Source organism: Hydrogenophaga sp. ANAO-22 (assembly GCF_042466645.1).
Lineage (GTDB): Bacteria > Pseudomonadota > Gammaproteobacteria > Burkholderiales > Burkholderiaceae_C > Hydrogenophaga.
The window spans coordinates 4272809-4290651 of sequence record NZ_CP159956.1 but is presented as its reverse complement, the minus strand read 5'-3'; the positions used below and the strand labels follow the sequence as shown (position 1 = coordinate 4290651).

At 57.9% G+C, this 17843-nt stretch carries 14 protein-coding genes; 7 read left to right on the top strand and 7 right to left on the bottom strand.

Annotated features, from left to right (window positions below; all coding sequences use genetic code 11):
• Window positions 1-85: 85 nt before the first annotated feature.
• From ABSY19_RS20705 to ABSY19_RS20690, 4 genes are all read right to left on the bottom strand, one after another.
• Complete coding sequence (locus tag ABSY19_RS20705) at window positions 86-1087, bottom strand: SAVED domain-containing protein (protein WP_382155576.1); 1002 nt, start codon at window positions 1085-1087, stop codon at window positions 86-88.
• A gap of 109 nt (window positions 1088-1196) precedes the next feature.
• Window positions 1197-1679: a Mov34/MPN/PAD-1 family protein gene (locus ABSY19_RS20700; RefSeq protein ID WP_382155573.1), complete on the bottom strand. Its 483-nt coding sequence runs from the start codon at window positions 1677-1679 to the stop codon at window positions 1197-1199.
• Window positions 1676-3130 (bottom strand): ThiF family adenylyltransferase, encoded by a 1455-nt coding sequence (locus ABSY19_RS20695; RefSeq protein ID WP_382155570.1) that lies wholly within the window; start codon window positions 3128-3130, stop codon window positions 1676-1678. The genes ABSY19_RS20700 and ABSY19_RS20695 overlap by 4 nt, the downstream gene beginning before the upstream one ends.
• A 275-nt stretch (window positions 3131-3405) precedes the next feature.
• A complete protein-coding gene (locus ABSY19_RS20690; protein ID WP_382155567.1) occupies window positions 3406-4494 on the bottom strand; it encodes a nucleotidyltransferase in 1089 nt (362 codons plus the stop codon).
• A gap of 140 nt (window positions 4495-4634) precedes the next feature.
• Here ABSY19_RS20690 and ABSY19_RS20685 point away from each other — a divergent pair, with 140 nt between their 5' ends.
• The gene (locus tag ABSY19_RS20685; RefSeq protein ID WP_382155564.1) at window positions 4635-5570 is read left to right on the top strand and encodes a helix-turn-helix transcriptional regulator; all 936 of its coding nucleotides are present in this window, start codon (window positions 4635-4637) and stop codon (window positions 5568-5570) included.
• A gap of 186 nt (window positions 5571-5756) precedes the next feature.
• On the opposite strand, the gene ABSY19_RS20680 is transcribed toward ABSY19_RS20685, so the two are convergent.
• Together ABSY19_RS20680 and ABSY19_RS20675 are read right to left on the bottom strand one after the other, a co-directional pair.
• Window positions 5757-7532, bottom strand: a complete 1776-nt coding sequence (locus ABSY19_RS20680; protein ID WP_382155561.1) for an alkaline phosphatase family protein — start codon at window positions 7530-7532, stop codon at window positions 5757-5759.
• A gap of 33 nt (window positions 7533-7565) precedes the next feature.
• On the bottom strand, window positions 7566-8666 hold the full coding sequence (locus tag ABSY19_RS20675; protein WP_382155558.1) for a DUF4062 domain-containing protein: 1101 nt from the start codon (window positions 8664-8666) through the stop codon (window positions 7566-7568).
• 363 nt (window positions 8667-9029) lie between these two features.
• Between ABSY19_RS20675 and ABSY19_RS20670 the strand changes: the two genes are divergently transcribed.
• The 5 genes from ABSY19_RS20670 to ABSY19_RS20650 all read left to right on the top strand — a co-directional run bounded on the left by ABSY19_RS20670 (window position 9030) and on the right by ABSY19_RS20650 (window position 14713).
• A complete protein-coding gene (locus ABSY19_RS20670) occupies window positions 9030-10100 on the top strand; it encodes an ABC-three component system protein (protein ID WP_382155555.1) in 1071 nt (356 codons plus the stop codon).
• 50 nt (window positions 10101-10150) lie between these two features.
• Window positions 10151-10573, top strand: a complete 423-nt coding sequence (locus tag ABSY19_RS20665) for an ABC-three component system middle component 2 (protein WP_382155552.1) — start codon at window positions 10151-10153, stop codon at window positions 10571-10573.
• A gap of 6 nt (window positions 10574-10579) precedes the next feature.
• Window positions 10580-12448, top strand: a complete 1869-nt coding sequence (locus ABSY19_RS20660) for a hypothetical protein (protein ID WP_382155549.1) — start codon at window positions 10580-10582, stop codon at window positions 12446-12448.
• 137 nt (window positions 12449-12585) lie between these two features.
• Window positions 12586-13989, top strand: a complete 1404-nt coding sequence (locus tag ABSY19_RS20655; RefSeq protein WP_382155546.1) for an AAA family ATPase — start codon at window positions 12586-12588, stop codon at window positions 13987-13989.
• 16 nt (window positions 13990-14005) lie between these two features.
• Entirely contained in the window at window positions 14006-14713 is a 708-nt protein-coding gene (locus ABSY19_RS20650; RefSeq protein WP_382155544.1) for a hypothetical protein, read from the top strand.
• Between the two features lie 23 nt (window positions 14714-14736).
• Here the strand turns inward: ABSY19_RS20650 and ABSY19_RS20645 are convergent.
• A protein-coding gene (locus ABSY19_RS20645) for an IS3 family transposase (RefSeq protein ID WP_382155541.1) occupies window positions 14737-15854 on the bottom strand; the annotation gives its coding sequence in 2 pieces (ribosomal slippage) (window positions 14737-15605 and window positions 15605-15854; 1119 coding nt in all).
• A 658-nt stretch (window positions 15855-16512) separates the two neighbouring features.
• Between ABSY19_RS20645 and ABSY19_RS20640 the strand changes: the two genes are divergently transcribed.
• A complete protein-coding gene (locus tag ABSY19_RS20640) occupies window positions 16513-17706 on the top strand; it encodes an ATP-binding protein (RefSeq protein ID WP_291087692.1) in 1194 nt (397 codons plus the stop codon).
• The last annotated feature ends 137 nt before the right edge of the window (window positions 17707-17843 follow it).

The window sequence follows — 17843 nt, the reverse complement described above, 5'->3', positions numbered from 1 at the left end:
CACTGTTTCGTTCGCGCAGTCACAGACTAAGAGGCAAAGTCCATTCGAAGATTCTTACATGTGTGGTCATGTACAAGCCGCCATGTCATTTCAGGCGTAGTGTTGGCCTCCAAGTCGGCGCCTGCCAATCCCACACGTGTACTTCTTCAAGGACCTTGGGCAATAGCGAGCGCCCGATCTCAATACTTGCACTCAATGGCGTGGCGGGATGAAGGTGCAACACCTTCACGCCTGCGCGTACGAGCTCGCCAAGAAACGCGTTGAACTGCCGGCGAAAATCTTGCAGATGCTGGTCTTGGCGGATGATTCCGCGGTTCGGCGCAATCGCTCGAAACTCGACAACTTGAATGCCCGCTGGGTGTATCGCCGTGCCCGAAATATTGATCACTGCCGCGACCTCGCGAGGGAGGTTCTCGGGCACCTTGAACGTGAACTGCGGCGCGGGACAGTCAGCGCGCATGTCCCAAAGCCAACGCTCGCCGGGAAGGTCCAGCACAGAAGCCTCCGTCTTGTCGCCAATCAAGGCACCCAGCTTCATGAGCATAGGGATCGGCGCAAAGCCAGCAATCGTCAGATGTGGCAAGGCCCCGCTTTTGACAATCTCAGGGTGAATCCGTGTGTCATAGTACTTTCTGAGCGACGCCTCGGCCTGCGGCCAGAAGTCGTCAGAGCTGTCCTGGAAGTCGAAGTCCGCACGGTCTATGTGTATGTACTGGTCACCAGGGAAGCGCGTGTATTGCGAGTTCTCCACCAGAGCATGGCGAATCTGTGCGATGTCGATGATGGGGACGTGACTCCCCACCGGGAAAGCCATCAGAACGGGCAAGCTTTCTTTGGCTCCAGTAGCCGAGTAGATTTTTTCGATTCGGGACTCGTGCTCCCGCTTCATCGCCCTGAGATGGTCGGCCGAGTAGGGGTTGGCTTTCCCTTTATGGTCAACGCGCTTGTGGCAGTCGTAGCACAGCAGCATGATGTTGCTGGGGTCTGTCGCCAATCGTTCAGACTCTCCTGCAACGCCCCGTGCTGCATCGGGACTATCTCCGATGATGTGGGCATGCTCGCCGATGAAGTACACCTTCTTGGTCAAGATGTCTCGATTCAACGGTTTGCAGCATCCCTTGAATTCACAGCGCCCTCCCGCAGCGACCCAAAGGTCTCGTCGGACATCCAATGAAATGCGAGCTCGCGCCTGCGTCCTAGCCATTCCGTCGCTCCTCTTGCAATTCCTTAAATGTGCCCCGACGGCTCAGCGTCCACACCCGCATCTTCTCGGTGCCAATGATGGGGAAGAACAAGCGATCTCCCTCGAAGGTGTCAACAGACACCGCCTTTTCCCAGTCCCTTCGGTCCACGCCGCTCGGTGTCGGGTCATCCTCGGGGTGTGTGTGCCACAGTCCTAAATAGGCAGTGGTATTACCACCAGCCTCCCACAGGGCCCGAACCAGCTTCTCGTGAGCCTTAGAGCGAAAGAAGCTCACCCGCCCTCGCCTGTCAGCGCCCTGCGGCGTCGTCACCTCGTCGACAACGACATCACGGGACTCAAGTAGGTGTCGGCCAAGCAAGACTCCTCCGGCCTCAGCGTCAAACCTGCCATGCTGAGCGAAAGCGCGCATTTGCTTCACCGCATGCTCGGTGAATACCAGGCGCCTACGTGGTGTGACGCGGTAGACGAGGTTCACACGTGACCTCGGCAGTGTTTACACGCTCGACCGAACACGCTGGCGGTGGCTTCTGATTGTGAGACGCTCGGAGCTCGACGCCACCAGTTCGTGGTCTTGAGCCCTTGGGCTTGTGCCGCCGTCCCGGTACCTACCCAGAATTGGTACGCGGGTGCGTCGGTGCCGTGCGTGATTGCCCCTAGCAACTGGTCTGCCGCCATCAATCCGGTGCGACGCGCCTGCAGGGCGCCGTAAGGCACGAAAACGCTGGCGCATCCTGTGAGGTTGCGTGTCACGCGCTGATTCTGTTCGAGAAACGCCGTACGGGGCAGCAACGACTGAGCCCCTTCTTCGTCACGATACAGGCACTCCAGGCATCCCTCACCTCGTGTCGACGTAAGCACGGAATGCCCGCCTAGGTCCATTGCCTCGAGCCACGTGAATACGACGGGCAACTGCCGTTGGACCATCTTGAAGCGCCTGGAAAGGAGGCGCTCAAGAGTCGGCGATCCGATAGCCAGAACAACACCATCCAAGTCTGCCATGACGTCTTGGCAAAGCCAGTCCTGGGCGTGCTTGACAGCGCAGTCCACCTTCAAACCCGGGTACTGCTGCTCCAAGCGGATTTTCAGGCCCCAGACCTTGTCGAAGCCAACATAGCGCTCATCGAGCACGTGACGGAACACGTTGTCCTCGGAGAACACGTCGAAGTCGACGAGAGTGAGCCGCCCCACGCCGGCGGACGCCAACGTGTCCGCCACAAAAGAGCCCACTGCTCCGCATCCCACAACTGCCACATGTTTGCCGAGTAGGTCCAAACTGGCCCCACCACGTTCGCGCATATACGCTGCAGTTTGCCGGCGCACAGTGATAGGCGTCACGGGCTGGTCGGACTGGACCTGATGATCCTTGGCACTGAAGACCACGCCTATCAGCGACCGACCGCCAGCGGCTCGAGGTGTGGAGATGAAGAGAACAAGCTGCTTTGAGGTACTTTTGGACGTGCTGAGAAACTCGGTCCAGAGCGCAAGCTGCGAAACCGAAAGCCGCGCTCGCACCCCCTCCAAGAAATCAGCCGTGAGTACATTGGGGAATTCGGGAGGGCTCGGCACCTCCGGCAAGTGAAGGTACAAGCCTCGCTTGGTCTGCGCAGAATCCACGAAGAACACCTTCGGAATTTCCGCTCCGCGCTCAGTGAAGCACCAGCGCTGAACCTTCTTGCGCTCGCCGGTTCCATCGGCCTTTTTGACCTCATCTTTGACGTGAGCGGTGATGAGTCGGTCTACCTCATCCACCTCAAAAGCCGAACGCCCTCTGAGCGCACCTGGCAGGCCGTTCCAGTAGGCCTCGAGCTCGTTGAAGAACTCACTCTTCTGAATGCTCTCATCGGCCGTCCACTTCTCAAGCTGCGAGAACGCTTCAAGAAAGGTGTAAGCAACGACCTCGCTGTGCCGCTCCCAGTCCAGCGACATTCCTTCACCGTCGTCGATGCATACGCCCCCTAAGTAGCCTACGTGGGGCAACAAGCCGCGTGGTTGGTCGAGTAGCACGCCAGGCAAGCGAAGACCCGATTCAGCGCAATTGACGCTCAGGTCCCAAGCGCGCTTTTCCCCCAAAAATCGCACATGGAGCCAACCACCGAAGCTTTCCTCTAGACGCTCCGTCGCTATCCCGCGCTCTAGACACCGTGCTTGAAGCAGCTCGAAATACTCCTGCAGAAGCTCAGCCGAGGGGCGCGCAGGTCCGCTCAAGCCGAGTGCCCAGTGCTGATGACGGCGGCCGACACAGCTTTCGCGGTTGCTGCTTTCTCAGGTACGGGGAAGTCGTCACCGAACTGCTGCCTGAGCTTCTTGCAAGCCTCTTCTGGAAGCTCTTCGGCTTCAGCGTCAACGAGGGCCTGGCGAAGCGACTTGAGCTTGGTCTCGAACGTTTCCATCTGCCCCTTTGACATCCATTCCATCAGGTCGCAGTACGGGGTCACCGGCAACGTGACCACCAGGCGGCGATGCCACCCCTCGTCGGTGTAGAGTTGCTGGAACTGGCCGAGCAGCGCGTCTACCCAGTCAATCATCGCCAGGAGGTCAACAGGCCGACCAGAAGTCGAAAAGCGCGTAGCAAACAAATTCTTCGCAGCGACCGTCAATGCGATGCTCAACGGCGCACCTCCGTTGGCAAACTGGACGTTGCGCCAGCGCTTGAAGTACCGGATGCAACGGCGATACTGAGCAAGGTCGTCGGCGTCGGAGAACGCGGTGCAGATGATGTCGGTGAGCTTCCTGGGGTCTGAGGGCTCCCATACGCGCTTTTCAGTACTGGAGTTGAGCTTGCCCTTGGCTAGGTCCAGGAGACCGTCGTCACGCTTCACGTAGATGGCGAGGTCCACGTGGTAATCCACTTCGTTGCCGCGCATGTAGTTCACAGTCACGCACGGTCTGCGGATGACCACACTACGTCCGTGCGTGTTTAGAGCCTTGCACACCTTCTTCTTGAGCTCCACCAGGTCCGCATATTTGTCACGAGTGCAATCGAAAACGATGCCCACGTCGATGTCGTAGTTCTTGTCGGGCGGCAAGACTCCAGTGTGCATCGCATAGCTCCCCTGGTCGAACTTCTCAAACGCGGGCACGTCACCGTCCAGCTTGTTGGCCAAGGCACGGATCAGTGTGTCACGCTTATCTCGGAGCTTTGCGCGCTCATCGTCCTGGTCGAGCTTGATGCGAGTATGAAATTCGTCAAACTGCTGTTGAAGCGTAGCCATTCTCGAGTCCTTGTCTTTGGTGTAGAGCACAGCCACAACTGCTGCGAGCAGTCCCAGGCCGACGAATAGGAGGTTCATGAAGGAGCGAAAAGTACTGTTTATTTTTACATGGTAGGGACATATCGGCAAAGCGTTCTGCAAATATTACATCATCATTTTGATGACATCAAGTACGCAAATGGAATATTCCGTCTACCAAGAATCGATATCATTCACACATGGATGAAGCAACAACGCAAAGCCGCGCTTCGGCGCTGGCCGCGGTGACGCGAACACAGCTCGAAAGGCTGTCGCACATCGACTTCAAGCTCTATTTTTTGGGTGAGCTACGCCGTGCTGATGTCACAGATAGGTTCGGAAAGGGCCCGGCCGCAGCTACACGAGACATCGCGCTGTATCGAAAAATCGCGCCCGAAAACCTCACTCTTGATAACTCGGACAAGGTCTATCGGCCCTCGCCGGAGTTCGTGCCGTTGTTGGATCACTCGCCGGCAAGGGTCTTGACCGCCCTCTCCCAGGGTTTCGGAGAGGGGCATGGGGAACAATTCGAAGCGATGGTCCGCTGCGAGATTCCCATCACACTGAGCCTGCCAAAAATGTCGGTGCTGGCGCCCCTGGCCAGAGCGATAAATCGCGGCAAAGCCGTACGAACCGGCTACACCTCAGTGGAGAGTGGCCAGACTCAGCGCGAACTGGTTCCTCTGGCGCTCGTGGACATTGGAAATCGGTGGCATATACGAGCCTTCGACCGACTTCGAGGGGAGTTTCGAGACTTCGTCCCAACTCGAATGGAGAACCCTGTACTTCTCGAAGACAGCCTAGTGAAGCGCGAGGAGACAGCAGAAGCCGACGTTCAATGGAGCCGCATCATTGAACTGGAGCTTGTTCCTCACCCTGACCACACCAGACCTGAAGTCGTCCGCATGGACTATGGCCTCGCACCAGGGGAAGCGCTGAAGGTTCGAGTCAGAGCTGCCAATGCGGGCTACATGCTCAGACGCTGGAGCGTGGACTGCTCTCCGGACCATCGCCTGCGCGGGCCGGAATACGCGCTGTGGCTTCGAGACCCGCTGTCGCTGTATGGTGCGAGCAATGCCCAATTGGCACCAGGCTACAAGGACCCCAAGTCCAATCGAGAGATCAAGGCCATGTGAGGGAACTGCCCATCGCGGCACTCAGGTTTCTCCAGCTGGATTTCCAGAACTTCGTTCATGAGAACAACACGGAACACGGCCTTCTATAGCTTCTATTGACGGCGACATCAGTGACCGTGAGAGTCACATCTGTGGGTCATTCTCAAGAACAACGTACATGCTCAATGCCGATGACTCGCCATCTCGTTAGACCTCCACGCGCACAGGCTCAGTGGCCAGCAAGTGGTTGGTGAAGCTCTCCTTCGTCTCGCAACGCCACGTAGCCCAAAGCTTCGCTCCGCTTGAGTTACCCGTGCCGAGGTCCAGTTCCAGGGCCAACCAGTTCCTGGAAGCTTGCACGTACCGATTCGAACCGGGGAACAACATCATCTCTGCGTGCAAGTTGATATCCAAAGACTGCTTCATCCGTGCGACCGTGTTCAACACATAGAAAAACAGTCGCTCAGAAACAGAGACCAGCGAAGGATGTACGACGGCTGTGGAGGTGAATTGCTGAATGTGCGCCCAGTTCTCCCGCTGGCCGACGTCTGCTTTGTAAGCAGTGCCCCAAGCCGCGACGTGTACATCGCCAGAAACTATCGAAACCCGCAGCTGCTTCTTCTTGGCCGTATCAAGCAAAGTTTCGATTAAACGCCGGCGCTCGCCTTCGTGGTCGTCATTGGTCCAGTGGTCCTTCAGATCGTCTGCGCTGCTATCGAGCACATGCTCTGACCCGAAGTTGTCCATGTACGCTTCTGCCAACGACAGCTTGGGGTGAACAACAGGCACCGAAGACATGAACAAGAGGTGTTGACACCCGTATCCAGGGTGCTTGCGGTCGTTTGGAAGTACCTCCTTCAGGCAAGCGTGCAAGGCGTCCCAGGTGTGGGGACCAAGGACTTGTTCATGAGATCGCTCTGTTCGTAGATCAGCAACCAGCAAAAAAAGCGGCCCCAACGCGTGCTTGAAGCTGAACCCAGGCTGGTTCTGAAGTAGCGGCAACTTGAGCTTGTCCGCCTTTAGCGCCTTTGCCCAATCGATTCGCTCAAAGAGAGGATCGTCCGTGCGTACCTGTACGTCAGTGCGCAGCTTGAGCTCTGGAAGCATCTCGATCGCGTGCTGCATCTGGAACACCCAGAATGCCCTACGAGCATGAAAGAACAGTCTCTGGAACAGCGGGCTGCGTTGCATCTGGGGACTGTACGAGCCCCAACCATCAAAGATATCGTGGTCATCCCACATCATGACCGTAGGCATGCTGGCCATGGCGAGCGAGGCGTCCAGGGACCCATCCTCGGCACCCCAAGCTTGGCGCTCCACAGGCAACCAGCGAGCGCTGTACAGATTGAAGTAATAGTCCTCAATGGCCTTGTCGAGCTCATCGCTCACTGCGTAGTCCAGTTGCTTTTCGCGATGCAGACCTATCCAACCTTTGAGCTGCTTCAAGTCCTCCCAGATAGAGTCAAAGTAGATCTGGTCGCCGCCCATGAGCAACAAATGGAATCGCTGATTACCTTTGTCCTGGGTGCTCGCTTCATGCCAAAGCTGTTCCTTGTCCAGCATGTAGCCGGCAGGACGAACAGATTTGTCATGGTTGCACAGGAGGTCCTCCCAAACGGCAGTCTCAGATTTGATGAGCTTGCGCAGTGCACTGGGCTCAGCGTATCCATTGCACGAAACGTAGGCCATGCGCGGCGCGTAGCCTTTCCCGGGCACCGTAAACGACCATGCCTGGGCAACGCCCTTGACCTTGTACTCAACTCGGCGTTCTTCCTTCTTCTGCTTGCACGACAAGTCATAACGGAGGTATTTCTTTCCCGCATGCTCAAGGAGCACGACGGGCGGCTTGACCTGCGTACCGTCGAGGGTCAGTACGGGAGTTTTTGCCTTGCTATCGACGCCGACGAGGGCAGTCACTGCCCAGTCACCCTCGACACTGGTTCCGCGAAAGGACAACACTGGTCCCAGATACAGCTTGGTCATGTTGACCCTCCCCTACAAAGCTACTTTGAACTTTCAGACGGAAAAAGACTGCTCTTTGGCAATCGCGCTTACGATCCTCGCACGCGCCTTGGCCCTCGCTGCCAGTAGTTCTGCCTCTCCGGCCTGCTCAAGCCATTCGAAAAATCGCTGGGTAGCCATCCTCGTCTGGACTGAGTCCCTGCAGTTGGCCAGGAAGACGAACTGCATCTTCTGTACATTGTCAGCCAAGTAAATGCCAAACGGGCTGCTCACAACCGTCGCATCCGGGAAACCGAGTAGGTTCGTTGCCTGGGTTTCGGTCACCGATCGGTGACAGGCAATGACATGCAACGGCCCCCCACCTGAACCCAGTTCGGGTGCCAGGCGATGGTCGTTCAAATGGGGACGCCCCACCAACTCCCTTGCCGCCGCGACATTCATCGCAGCCGGTACGGCATGGACTTTGATCAGCACTGGGGTGCCAGCGATAGATACGCACAGCGCGCCCTTCTTGGGCTTGTATCCTGCTCGCCCCGTCAGGGACGCATGAACCTCGGCCTCCATGGCATTCTTTCGCCCAGCAAAGTCCATGCGACTCCATTCCAGGGACGCGCCGAGGTCGAAGCGACCGACTTTGGAGCCCTCTGCGCCTCGCTTGGTTTGTGCGAGAACGGCGTCGAAGATCGTCCTCTGAACGGCAGCGGAGAGGTCTGAAATCGTGTGAATTTCGCCGCCACGAAAGGGGGAGGCCGCTTCAACAAACGCAGCAAAACGCGCGTTTCTGCCATCTTGGCCTTTGTCTCTGGTCGATGCGCTCTTGGGCAGAGCCAACACTCTGACCTTGCCGGGAGAGTACTTGACTCCCTCGGCGTACTCTGCATGGCAAATGCCGATGTCCTCGCCCGTCTTCGCCCACCCAGCATCGCCGTTGTACAAAACGATGAGGATGTCACAATCTCGCACTTGCTTCAGACATGCGTCCCAGCTGTCTGCCGAGTGATCAAGCGCTTCTGCATCCTCGTTTATCCAGACCTCAAACGGGGTGGAGCCGAAGAGCTTCTGTCTTTCGATGTCCTTTTTCAGAGCGCGGCGGACCTCCGTTAGGGTCACTTGCTGATCTGGAGAGAAGTTCACCAGGCAGCGGCTGGACAACATCACTCGGATTCTCTGCGTTGTGGCCAAGTTACCCTCCATCTTTGAATGCTCGCCGCGCATCTTCATAGCGTTCGGTCAAGCTGAATATTCCATTCCTCGCGCTAGGATACCGGCTAGCACCACGGAGCGGTGCCGCTAGGGTGTCTGTGCAGCCTGCGCTCAGCGAACTGAGGGAGCCTGGCGTAAAGATTGTTCAGCGCCCTGTTGCCACCTTGGCGCGAGTCTGCGCGAACCGCGATACGCTGCGAGCAGCGGCGCAAATGGTGCCACCAACCTCCGCTGCTTTGTTACACTTATCCACAGTAGCTGTGCCTGGGGAGGGCTGGGCGCGAAGTCACTCTTTCATCGAGGACGCCTGCAAAAATGGCATCAAAAGCCGAAGGTCGCCGCGCGCGCAAGAACCAATTTGGGGTGAAAGGCGGGGTGATTCCACCGTCTTCTCAGGTTATTCACTTTTCACCTGCGCAGTGGGAAGAGTTTATTGAGGCGGCATGCCGACTGCGCCCGCTGGAGGGCTTGGTTCGCTATGCCTTTGTCAAGCGCTTGGGTGGCGCGGGTGATGGTGGACGAGATGTTGAAGCGCGACTTGACACCACGCTCACTCAAGACCGATGGGACCTCTACCAAGCAAAGCATTACGCGACTGGGTTGACACCAACCAACGCCTTCCCTGAGTTAGCCAAGTTCTTCCAGCAACTGGAAGCCACGACGTACCCTCGCCCTCGCTACTACCTATTCTGTGCGCCCAAAGGTGTCGGCAATGATCTTGGCAACATGATCAACAACCCCTCCGAGTTCAAGCGGCGCTTTTTGAGCGATTGGAGGCAAGGAAAGACTGGATTCAAGGGCCGATCGGCTGAGCTGACAGCACCACTTGCGAAATTGATTAAGGAGTTCGATTTCGCAAAGATCCGAGAGTGTCAAACGCGCGACCTCATCGAATGGCACGCGCTAGACCGCAGTGCGCACCACGAGTTGTTCGGTATGGAAGCACAGCGCCAAAATGACCCTGATGCACCTGCGTCTCTCAGTCCTGATGAGCATGTGTACGTGGAGCAACTGCTCAAGGCCTATGGCGAACAATGTGGGCAACTATTGACGTCTGACGATGTGATGGCACCTGGCAGGTACCAAGAACATTTTCAAGACCAAAGGACTCTTTTCTACTGCGCTGAGGGCCTGAAGATTTTCAGCCGCGACCTCTATGGCGAGGAAGAGTTTGATGACCTGCTCGCGATGGTGCGCAAAGGCATCAGGCCACTGGTGAACAGTCCCTCGCTGAGGACTGGCCTGGAGCGTCTAGACAAGGGGACCAGCGAAGTCTCAAAGCTCAGAGTTGACGACAGCGTACTCGCATCAAAACTCAGGCCGGGCGATCTGCCTGGCACGTGCCATCACCTTGTTAACAGAGGGCAGCTATCGTGGGTCAAGTAAAGCGCAAGGCCCCTGCAGCCTTTAACTCGCCATTCGAACTCGGCCTACGAATGGTCTATCTGCTGCAAGCGCTATCTCCACGCGGAGCGGACCTTCAAAAACTCGTGCTTCTCGACTACGCAGTGGTTTACTCGGCAGATCTCAATGGGCCAAGCAGTTTGCACACTCCGGTACCCTTCCGAGGCGCAGAGCTGCTTAGTCGACGCGAGCTCATCGAACAAGGCCTTTATCTGATGAGCACGCGGGGGCTCGTGACAGCGACCTGGAGCGAGCAAGGCATCACCTATTTTGCTGGTGACGTTGCGCGAACCCTGACGACCACGCTCACCTCTCGCTACTTGCGAGATCTCGAGAGCCGCTGCTTCTGGGTGGCAGAGCGTTTTTCACATTCAGAGTCTCAGGAACTCACCACTGAGTTTGCCGCGAGCGGCCATCTTTGGGGCGCCGAGCTAGAGGCCGTCGTTCGCGATTGAGGAAACATGGCCATCATCCTGACCACTCTCAAAGCTGTTGGCGTCGACCGCGAGGATGCCGAAATTCCTTTCGACGCTAAGCGACAGGTCATCCGAGGCCCGAGCGAAACGGGCAAGTCCTACATCCGCGACTGCCTCTGGTACATGTTGGGTGGGGAAAAACCACCCAAAGGCATCCCCTTGGCGGAAGGCTATCAAGAGCTGCAACTTCGACTTGCTGCCGATGGAAACCAGTATGAGGTTCGCAGAGGGCTCTCTGGAGGAGGCGAGGCCATCTACCACCGGCCCCTCAACAATCCTGATGCATCCGCTTTCGAACCGCTTGAAGACGATCTCGGAGATCTTCTCGTCAAGCTCTCCAAGGCCGCAGGAAAACAGATTCTGCGCAACCAAAGTGACCGCGGTCCCGTCACTGGAGACGACTTACGTCATTGGTCCCTTTGGTCCCAAACAGAAATTCCTGGTGAGGACCCAACAAGTGGACAGGGATACGCGACTACCAAGCGCATCTCATCGTTCAATCTCTTTTTGAGTGGCACTGACGACGCCGCGATACAAGTCAATAAAACCAAGGCTGAGGTCGACCGCATCAAGGGGCAATTGACCTCCGCTGAAGCTGCGCTGGAGCGAACAAAGGCGGGCTTGCCCGATGACGTAAAGCGTGAGGATGTCACGGATGCACTTGAACGGGTAGACCGAACGCTTGCGGCAATGACGACTCAGTACGAGGCCCGCTCCACGCTGCTAAAGCAGATGAGGCGAGACATCGCGGACACCTCCGACGTCTTGACGCGCATTGCCAACGCACGCAACCATGCCAAGTCGATGGTCGCTCGCTTCGAGCTGCTGGAGCAGAAGTACTCAAATGACTTGGCGAGATTGGGGGCCACGAACGAGGGCGTAGCTTTCTTCCAGGAGTTGCCAAGCGTGCCGTGTCCTCTTTGCGGAACGCCGACGGAAATACAGGTGGACCCGCAAGATCTCACGCCAGCCGCGCCGGCCAAATACCGAGTGGCGATAGCCGCAGAGGCCGACAAGATTCGCAGCTTGCGCTCTGGCTTGCTTTCGGCCTTGCTTCGCGAAACGCAAAGGTATGACACTCTGAGGGTTGAAGCAGAGCGTGTGGCCCAGCTCCTGAACGGCCTTCAGAGACAAGAGGCCCTCGCGATTGAAGGCTCGCGAATCGAATTCGATGCTGACCCGAAGACACTGGCTTTCCGTCGGAGCGATCTCACAGCTCAGTTGGCGATCTTCGATGAGGTGGAGCGAGTGACCGCTGAAATCGCCAGGCTCAAGGCGTCGAGTGTGCGAAAAAGGCTGGTCGTCAACCGAGACGGAGGAACGCACGGACGCGCAGTTGCAGATCGCTCCAAGGCACTTCTTGAGTCGTGGGGCTTCGCGGACATTGAGAACATCGCGCTTGACGCAGAGGAGTGCGACCTTGTCATAAATGATCGCCCTCGCCTCAGCTACGGCGCCGGCCGCAGAGCGCTCTACTTGTCTTCACTCGTCATCGCGCTGATGGAGCATGCACTGCAGGAAGGCCATCCCCACTTAGGCGTGGTCGTTATTGACTCGCCACTAAAAGCTTACGCGGACCCAAGTTTTCAAGAAAGCACAGATGTTCCTCTGGAGAGGGTGACCGACAAGTTCTACGCCTGGCTTTCGAACTGGTCGGGCATCGGCCAAATCATCGTCTTGGAGAACGAAGAGGTGGCCAATGCAACAGCCGAGGTATTGAAGCCAATTGAGTTTTCGGGCGTGCCGGGGTTGGGACGGCCAGGCTTCTTTCCACACCGCGACATTCTCCAGTCCAATGTGAGCCCGGGCCTTTTCGATGATGCAGCCGGATTTCTCGGTTCCATTGAAGACTAAATGAAACAACCAGCCGATGCCTATGACCTACGCGCGCACAAGACGACTTACGACGCCTTTACCGTTCAAGTCTGCTTGGGCGCCCACACGAATCAAAGTAGCTCGACCTCAAGGTCTCTTTCCATTTTGGAGCCGCCATGTACCTGAGACGAATAGAAATTGAGAATCTGCGCGCCATTCGAGAGCTCACGCTCGACTTCGGCACGACGACGCAAACGCGTCGCTGGACTGTTCTACTCGGTGAGAACGGCTGCGGTAAGTCCACAGTCCTCAAGGCGATCGGCTTGGTTCTCGCTGGATCTGACGCTTTGGCAGAGCTGCTTGAGGACCCGGACGCCTGGGTTCGCAACGGCGCCAAGATCGCACGAGTTCGAGCGGAGATTACGACTGCCCAGGGAGAGACACGGAACCTCCTGCTTGAGATACATCGCGGTGATCGCCGCGACTCCGTCATACGCCGCAATCAAAAGGGTTTGGCTTTGCTGGATGCAGCAATCGACAAGGCGGACCGCAACTACTTCGTCGCTGGATACGGGGCGTTCAGGCGACCTCCCGATCCGTTAAGTTCATCAAAATCCGGGCGGCGTGCGCGCATCAGTCGGGCCGACAACATTGGCACGCTTTTCTCGGCTGCCTCAGAACTGATGAGCGTCGAACAATGGGCGTTCGAACTCGACTACCGAGAGGGAAAAGAGGGCCGTAAGGTAATTGCGGAAGCGTTGGGCTCACTTCTGCCCGGAATGTCCTTCAGCCGCATCGACAAGAAAGAGTTCGCCATCTGGATGAACACGCAGGATGGAGAGGTCAGGCTACGCAATCTTTCTGAAGGTTATCAAGCGATGGCGGCCTGGGCGGGCGACATCTTGTATCGAATGACTGAGACCTTCAGTGACTGGAAATCGCCATTGCACTCTCGCGGTGTGCTCATCATTGATGAGATGGACTTGCATCTGCACCCTGTCTGGGAAAGAAGCTTCGTCGACTTCCTCAACCGAGCTTTCCCGAATCTCCAGATAATCGCAACCACTCATTCACCTTTGTCGATCCAGCAATGTGGAGAGGGTGAGCTCTTCGTCATCAAGCGCGAAGGGGCAAGTCCGCCCACTCTCATCGAGTTCCAAGGTGACCCGAGCAAACTGCGACTGTCCGAACTTTTCCTCTCGCCGCTGATCGGCTTGGAGACGCTAGACTCGCCAAAGGTTGCGGCCTTGCGACAAGAGGCGCGCACCATTGAGCTCTCTCGAAGCAAGCGGTCGTCATCAGACATCAAGCGTCTTGACGAAATTGCACAGGAGCTCAAAGGCACGACCCCCCTGCCCTCCGCAGAAGTGCCAGCGCTTGCCTCTGTCATGGCGGTGCAGAGAACCCTCAGGCACCTCCTGCCTGCAAGCCACGCGGCGCAACCCAGGCTGCGCGCGACACCGATGCGCGCGCCTGCACCAGCAAGTAAAGCGAAGCCGCGATCGACAGAGTCAACTACCAAGAAAACCTTGGCCACAAAGGCTGTAGTCAAGTCTGCAACCAAGCGCGCAGCGCCTTGAGATGAGGTGAGATCTTATGATTAAGCTCACGCGTACCAGGGACAAGATTCACCCGGACTTCACCGGAGAAAAACTATTCACCAAACTCGTTAACTTGGTGGAAGCCCGCATCCGGGACGGTGATGCTCTTGAGTTCAAGGGTTCTCTTGGGGATTGGTCTAAGACCAAGAAGGTGCTCAAAGCCGAGAGCTTCGGCAAGTGCGCCTACTGCGAATCGGATACCGAGAAGGTCGCACACGGCGATGTGGAGCATTTCAGGCCGAAGTCAATCTACTGGTGGCTCGCCCTTTGTGTCGACAACTACAACTTCTCTTGTCAGCTGTGTAACCAGACCTACAAGAGCGATAAGTTTCCAGTAAAAGTCAGGATGCTGAAAGCACCCAAGCTTCCCAAGGCACTTCCAACAGACGCTGCTCTCAAGAGGTTGATTGCGCGCATCTGCCCTGATCCCGCTACTGTCACGGACAGCGAGCTGCTGAAGAAGTGGTTCAATGAGGACTCAGACCTGCCCAACCCGTACCTGGAGGATCCGGAGAAGCTTTTTGCTTGGGCAGTGTCGGAAGTAAATCAAGAAGTTCACTTGGTTGCCCCCAATAATGCAAAGCCCCGCGCCAAGCGGGCGGTCAATGCTGCGGTCGAGTATCTCGGCCTGAACCGCGAGACCCTCACTCGGAGCAGGTTCGTTGTCTACAACGAGCTTCAATTCGCGCTGTACGTGTGGTGACCTGCTCGGTTTTTTCGAGCCATTCATTCCTGTAAGACGGCCCGGTTGGGAATGGTTTGAATGGATGGATTGTGCTGCTTGAATTCGTGGGGCGTGAGGTAGTTCAGGCTGCTATGGGGGCGCACCGTGTTGTAGTGGTGCCGCCAGGCCTCAATGACCACAGCGGCCTCCTTGCGGGACCTGAACCACTCCAGCGACAGACACTCGTCACGCAGCTTGCCGTTGAAACTCTCATCGGCGCCGTTCTGCCAAGGCTTGCCAGGGTCGCTCAGCGCGGTTGCAATGCCGGCCTGTGAGATCCACTCCAGGATGGCATGGCTAACGAATTCTGGGCCATTGTCTGACCGCATGAACAGCGGAGCGCCGTGGATGCTGACCAGCCGCGTGAGCACCTCCACCACGCGGTGTGAGCGGATGGAGCCGGCCACGTCGATTGCCAGGCACTCGCGCGTGTATTCGTCGATGACAGTCAGGCACTTGATCTGCTGGCCTTCGGCGGTGGTGTCAAAGACGAAGTCGTACGCCCACACGGCGTTGGCCTTGAAGGGTGTGTAGGCCCTGGGCCTGTTGCTGGCGATGCGTCTTCGTGGGCGCTTCTTGGGCAACAGCAGACCGGCCTGTCGCCAGATGCGGTGCGTGCGCGACCAGCTCAGCTCCAGGCCCTGGCGGCGCAGGAAAATGCGGATGCGCCGGTAACCGTAGCGCGGGTACTGGGCAGACAGCGACTTCATCGCAGCAATGACAGGGGCGTCTTTGGCCGGCAGACGCAGCGTGTAGCTCAGGCTGGAGCGGGCCAGGCCGATGAGCCCACAGGCCCGCCGCTCTGACAGGCCCCGCTCGCAAGCGAGCGTGACCTGTTCGCGTCGGGCCTGCGGGCTCACCACTTTTTTGCGTTGATCTCCTTGAGAACTTCGATGTCCAGATCACGCTCGGCCAACAGCTTCTTGAGCCTGCCGTTCTCGACCTCCAGGGCCTTCAAGCGTTTGACATCGGCGGCTTCCATCTGGCCGAAGTGTTTGCGCCAGGCGTAGATCGTGGGCTCGCTGACTTTGTGCTTCTTGGCCGCCTCGGCCACGCTGGTCTTGTCTGCCTCGCGCAGCACAGTGACCATCTGCTCTTCGTTGAATCGACTCTTTCTCATGGGCTCCTCGCGGGTTGGGAGCCATCTTCCTGGAAATTATTGGTCCGAAGAAACCGGGCAGGTCAGTGGCAAGAGGGAACACGAGAAGCGAAGATTATGGCCAAACTCCAAGTCGAAAGAATGTGCCGATCTGATCGGCAGTACACAGGAATGGCGCGCTTCTTTGCGAAAGAAGCAGGATTTCCGCTCTAGGAGGTTTTGGGGGGCCCAGTTTCGATAATCGGTGTTTTCAACACCTGCGACCTCATCACCGGCCGCAGCACCCAAGCCATCGCGAAGATCGCGCAGGCCTACTCCGTTCGCATGATTGCGTGCTCCGCGCCTGAAGAGGTGCACGCCCGCCGCAAGGGGAACACGGCATGCAGGTATGGCTCCATGGAGCACTCCCCCCAGAGCCACCCTGCGATGCCCCCTTGAGATCGCTATCAGCTGCACGGTACTGACCCCACCCTATCCGACCTGGGCACCGGGACTGCCGCAATCAAAGCCAAACTGAGCAGGACGCGCCATTTTGGGCAGGCTATGACCGCGGCCTTGCCGACCGGCTGCATTTGGCTGGTTTGACGTACTGTCGCTCTTTTATTGACTTTTATTGACTTTTATTGACTTTTATTCTGATATGGATAAATTATCCATATCAGAATAAAACGGGATAAACATGATCGCTTACCCCCGCACCGCCCTGGCCGACGAACTGGTGCACCAACTCCAGGGCAAGACCGCCTTTGGCGACGCCCAGAACGGCCTGTTTCTGGCCGCGCCCCGGCGCACCGGAAAAACCACCTTCTTGCGTGGAGACCTGTGTCCGGCGCTCGAGAAAGCGGGTGTGGTGGTGGTGTACGTGGACCTCTGGGCCGATGCCACGCGCGACCCCGGGGTGTTGATTGCCGATGCCATTGGCCGCGCCCTGCAACCCCATCTGGGTATGGTCGCACGCACCGCCAAGAAGGCCGGGCTGAACAAAGTGAGCCTGGCCGGCTGGCTAGACGTAGACACCAGCCGCATCGGCAAGCTGGACGGACTGACGTTGGTGGACGCCTTGCGCGCCTTGCACGAAACCGCAAACAAACAAGTAGCGCTGGTGATTGACGAAGCCCAGCACGCGTTGACCAGCGAGGCAGGCGAGGCGGCCATGACAGCGCTGAAGTCGGCCCGCGACCAATTGAACCGGCCAGGCGTGGTGAACCTGATGCTGGTGATGTCGGGCTCGGACCGCGACAAGCTGCTGCGCCTGGTGAACACCAACGGCTCGCCGTTCTATGGCTCGCAGATCAAGACCATGCCGGCACTGGGGCAAGACTTCATTGCACACATCGTGCAGCTGATCGAAGCGCAGCGCCCGGAGTTGGCACCGGTGGACCAGGCAACGCTGCAGGCGGCATTTGAAGGCTTTGGCAGCAGGCCGCAGTTCTTCATGGAAGCGCTGGGCCAGGTGCTCAGCCCGCTGGCGGCGCTGACGGGCCGCTTTGAGCCCGCCATGCTGCAGGCCGCTGCGCAGCGCCAGCAGGACGATGAAGGCCAGATGGAATCAGATTACCTGGGCCTGAAGCCGCTGGAGCAGGCGGTGCTGTGGCGCATGCTGGAGCAAGGCCCTCGGTTCAGGCCGTATGACGCCGAAGCGCTGCGCTTCTACCGCGAGAAGACCGGGCGCGACAAGGCGGTGACGCCGCAGCAGGCGCAAAACGCGCTGGAGTCCCTGCGCCAGCGCATGCCGGCGCTGGTGTGGAAATCGGCCCGAGGGGAATACGCCGTGGAAGACGCGGCCATGCACCGCTGGTACGAAACCCGGGCGATGGCCGGGACCTGGCCGCCGCTGAGCCGGCAAGGCAATCTGCTGCAAGACACCGAGTAGCCCGCCAGCGCACAGCAGTGACCTCAAACTGACGACACAAAAATTCAGGGGGCATGTCGTCCAAAAGGTCAACAAAACCGGAGCGCACCACCCGGCACCTGGTGAAGTTGTTTCAACGAAACATGTTCTCCTTTTCT